Annotated in this window: 6 protein-coding genes; 3 read left to right on the top strand and 3 right to left on the bottom strand. The window is 73.2% G+C overall.

All coding sequences use genetic code 11. The features are described from left to right. Positions 1-90: 90 nt before the first annotated feature. Entirely contained in the window at positions 91-579 is a 489-nt protein-coding gene (locus HMPREF0731_RS08620; protein WP_007003700.1) for a GFA family protein, read from the bottom strand. Between the two features lie 144 nt (positions 580-723). Between HMPREF0731_RS08620 and HMPREF0731_RS08615 the strand changes: the two genes are divergently transcribed. Continuing rightward, on the top strand, positions 724-882 hold the full coding sequence (locus HMPREF0731_RS08615) for a hypothetical protein (protein WP_007003699.1): 159 nt from the start codon (positions 724-726) through the stop codon (positions 880-882). A 115-nt stretch (positions 883-997) separates the two neighbouring features. Here the strand turns inward: HMPREF0731_RS08615 and ndk are convergent, their stop codons facing one another. Then, positions 998-1,420 carry a nucleoside-diphosphate kinase gene (gene ndk, locus HMPREF0731_RS08610; RefSeq protein ID WP_007003698.1) on the bottom strand — a complete coding sequence of 141 codons (423 nt, stop codon included), beginning with the start codon at positions 1,418-1,420 and terminating at the stop codon, positions 998-1,000. Positions 1,421-1,593: 173 nt separating this feature from the next. On the opposite strand from ndk, the gene HMPREF0731_RS08605 reads away from it, so the two are divergent. Next, entirely contained in the window at positions 1,594-2,622 is a 1,029-nt protein-coding gene (locus HMPREF0731_RS08605; protein WP_007003697.1) for an AI-2E family transporter, read from the top strand. Between the two features lie 73 nt (positions 2,623-2,695). Next, positions 2,696-3,319, top strand: a complete 624-nt coding sequence (locus tag HMPREF0731_RS08600; RefSeq protein WP_007003696.1) for a LysE family translocator — start codon at positions 2,696-2,698, stop codon at positions 3,317-3,319. Between the two features lie 9 nt (positions 3,320-3,328). On the opposite strand, the gene HMPREF0731_RS08595 is transcribed toward HMPREF0731_RS08600, so the two are convergent. Continuing rightward, positions 3,329-3,755, bottom strand: a 427-nt coding sequence (locus tag HMPREF0731_RS08595) for a TonB family protein (protein ID WP_007003695.1), incomplete at its 5' end; no start/stop codon positions are given.

The raw sequence follows: 3,755 nt of genomic DNA, 5'->3' as shown, positions 1-3,755 counted from the left end.
CGCTGAGCGGCGCGGCGCCCGGCCGGCGTGGCCTCATCCCGGCGGGCCGCCCGCCCTTCGCCGCCGGCCTGTTCGGCGGAGGCCGCGCCCCTACTCCACCCACAGCCCCCGGCGCCGGTGCCACTGCTCGATCGACTCCTCCGGGTATTCGTCGAAGCGGGCATCGCCCTCCCGGATCTCCGGCTCGACCCAGGGCGCCCTGGAGCCCAGCATCAGATGCACCCGGCTGGGCGGCGCCGGCAGCGCCGTGTCGATGGCCGAGGCGAAGGGGTGGACCAGCTCCGGCCAGTTCGGGTCGGCCATCCACAGCGCGCTGGCGCAGCGGGCGCAGAAATGCCGCCTCCCGCTGGAGATCTCGCAGCGGCCCTCCGCGTCGCGCAGCTCGGCCCGGTAGACCGCGGTGCGGCCCTCGACCGTCAGCGTCTTCGCCACCCCCATGATGTTGATGGCGTAGCCGCCGCCGCCGGCGGTCTTGCGGCAGATGCTGCAGTAGCAGCGCTGATAGGGGTGCGGCGTGTGGCTCGCCACCGAGAAGCGCACCGCGCCGCAGCGGCAGGATCCGTCCAGGGTGATCGGCATGCTCGGTCCTCCTTGCCGCCAGCAACGCCGCGGCGGCGCGCCGGTTTGCCACGCCGCGCCCCGCAAACCCCTTGCCCCGGAGCCGCCCCCTGCCTATTCCTGCGGCAGCGGCAGTCGCATCAGGCGGACGAGCAGAGGGAACCCATGGCCGAGGCGCATCAGCAGATCGACTTCGTGGAAGTGAAGTCCGAGGACATCCTGGCCGAGCGCACCCATGGCTGGGACTTTTTCATGCTGGCCACCAAATGGGGCATCGGCATCGTCGTGGTGCTGCTGCTGGCGCTCTACCTGATCTGGGGCTGAGCCGGCCGCGCCCGGCGGGCGCGCGTGACGGATTCATGAAGAAAGGCGGCGCCCCTGCGGGCGCCGCCTTTTTCGTCTCCGGGGATGCGGGGCGGCGGGGCCGCCCCGCGCCGCCTCAGCCGACGATCTCGATGCCCGAGAAGAAGAAGGCGATCTCGATGGCGGCGTTCTCGGCGCTGTCCGAGCCATGCACGCTGTTCGCCTCGATGCTCTCGGCGAACTCCTTGCGGATAGTGCCCTCGGCCGCGTTGGCCGGGTTGGTGGCGCCCATGATCTCACGGTTCTTGGCCACCGCGTCCTCGCCCTCGAGCACCTGCGCGACCACCGGGCCGGAGGTCATGAAGGACACCAGGTCCTTGTAGAAGGGGCGCTCCTTGTGCACCGCGTAGAAGGCGCCGGCCTGCGCCTCGGACAGGTGCAGGCGCTTCTGCGCGACGATGCGCAGGCCCTGCTCCTCGAACTTGGCGTTGATCTTGCCGGTCAGGTTCCGGCGGGTGGCGTCCGGCTTCAGGATGGAGAGCGTGCGCTCGATGGCCATGGGTGGCTTCCTTCGAAGGGGTGCGTCTGCCGCCGCCGGATAGGCGGGGCCGCCTCCCGGCGCAAGGGGCAAGCGCGTGGCAACCCGGCCAGGGCGCGGGCTTTACCCCGACGCCACCGCCCGGGCGGCCGTGCCGGAGCGGCGCGGGCGCGGGCGGCGCAGGGGGAGGTTGCATGACGCGCAGGCGGGTTTCGCTGCTGGTGCTGGCGGTGGGCTTGGGGCTGCTGCTGTGGCAGGTGCCGCAGCTGCCGCTGCTGGTCTTCGCCGCCGCGCTGCTGGGCGTGTTCCTCTATGCCGGGGCCGACCGGCTGCGCCGGCTGGTGCCGCGCCTGCCGCATGGCGCGGCGGTCGGGCTGTTCATCCTGGCGCTCGCCCTGCTGTTCGGCGGCGCCGGCTGGCTGGCCGCCGCGCCGATCGCCGAGCAGCTGAACACGCTGTGGCAGGAGGTGCCGCGCGCCGCCGCCGGCCTGGCCGACCGCCTCTCGGACTACCAATGGGGGCAGGAGCTGCTGCGCCGGCTGAACGCCGGGGAGATGAGCCTGCCCCAGGGCGGCGGCAGCACCGCCATGGTGGCGGTGAACACCACCTTCGGCGCGCTGGCGAATGTCGTGCTGGTGGGCTTCCTCGGCCTGTATTTCGCGCTCGACCCGGCGCTCTACCGGCGCGGCATCGAGGCGCTGCTGGCCCCCTCGCTGCGGCCGCGCGCCCATGCGCTGTGCCGCGAATCGGCGGCGACGCTGCGCGGCTGGCTCGGCGCCCAGCTGGTGTCGATGCTGGTGGTGGGCGTGCTGACCGGCACCGGGCTGTGGCTGATCGGCACGCCGCTGGCGCCCGTGCTCGGCATGATCGCGGCGCTGCTGACCTTCATCCCGACGCTGGGGCCGGTGCTGGCGGCGGTGCCGGCGGTGCTGCTCGGCCTGGCCGACGGCGTCTCGGGCGCGCTGTCGGTGGTGGCGGTCTATCTCGTGGTGCAGACCATCGAGAGCTACTTCATCACCCCCTATGTGCAGAAGCGCAGCGTCGACCTGCCGGAGGCGGCGACCATCATCGCCCTGGTCGCCTTCGGCCTGCTGTTCGGCTTCCTCGGCATGCTGCTGGCGACGCCCATGGCGGCGCTGCTGCTGATGCTGGTGCGCCGCCTCTATGTCGAGGACTATCTGGACCAGGAGCCGCCCGAGGAGCGGCCGGTGCTGCTGCGCTGAGCCGGCCGGCGCGCCCCTTGCGCGCCGCGCCGTTCCATGGATGGCTGGGGCTTCGCCACGCCGGAGCCCCGCCATGCCGATCGAGAACTGGCTCGCCTTCACCGCCGCCGCCGCCATCCTGCTGGCGATCCCGGGGCCGACCATCCTGCTGGTGATCTCCTACGCGCTCGGGCATGGGCGGCGGCCCGCCGCCGCCATGGTGGCGGGCGTGGCGCTCGGCGACCTGACGGCGATGACCGCCTCCATGGCCGGGCTGGGCGCGCTGCTCGCCACCTCCTCCGAGCTGTTCACCCTGCTGCGCTGGGTGGGCGCGGCCTATCTGGTCTATCTCGGCCTCAAGCTGTGGCGCGCCCCGGTGCAGGAGGCGGGCGCCGCCGCCCCTTCCGCCGGCCTCGGCCGCATCTTCGGCCATGCCTATGCGGTGACGGCGCTGAACCCGAAGAGCATCGTCTTCTTCGTGGCCTTCGTGCCGCAATTCCTCGCCGCGGGCGCGCCCTTCCTGCCGCAGGTCGGCGTGATGATCGCCACCTTCGTCAGCATGGCGGCGGCGAATGCGGCGCTCTACGCGCTGCTCGCCGCCTCGGCCCGCGGCGCGCTGCGCCGGCCGGCGGTGCAGCGCGCGGTCAACCGCACCGGCGGCGGGCTGCTGATGGGGGCCGGGCTGCTCTCGGTGCTGTGGCGCAAGGCGCCGGCCTGAGGCGCCGCCTCAGCGCCCGATGATGCGGTAGTGGATGGTGAAGTTGATCACCGTCTCCTCCCCCGGCATGGTCATCGGGAAGGCGGGGCCCACCTGGTCGCGGAACAGCGACACGGCGGCGGCGTCCAGCCAGCGCGAGCCGGTCGGGCTGATCATCTGCACCGCGGTGATCCGCCCGTCCCGCGCCACGGTGACGCGCAGCACCACCGAGCCATCCTCGCCGCGCATCGCCGCCTGCTGCGGGTAGAAGCCCCTCGACTGCACCCAGCGCTGGAACTGCCGCCCCCAATCGGCGCCGGGCTGGGCGCCGCCGACATGCGCCATGGCGGTGGTGTTGTTGAAGCGCTGCCCCTCGCGCATGCGCAGCTCGGGCACCCGGCCCATCGACAGATCCACCCCGCCCGCCGAGCCGGGCGCGCGCCGCGCCGGGGCCGCG

Source organism: Pseudoroseomonas cervicalis ATCC 49957 (assembly GCF_000164635.1).
GTDB classification, from domain to species: Bacteria; Pseudomonadota; Alphaproteobacteria; order Acetobacterales; family Acetobacteraceae; genus Pseudoroseomonas; species Pseudoroseomonas cervicalis.
Note: the sequence above shows the minus strand (reverse complement) of the source record. Positions and strands in the feature narration are given on the sequence as shown.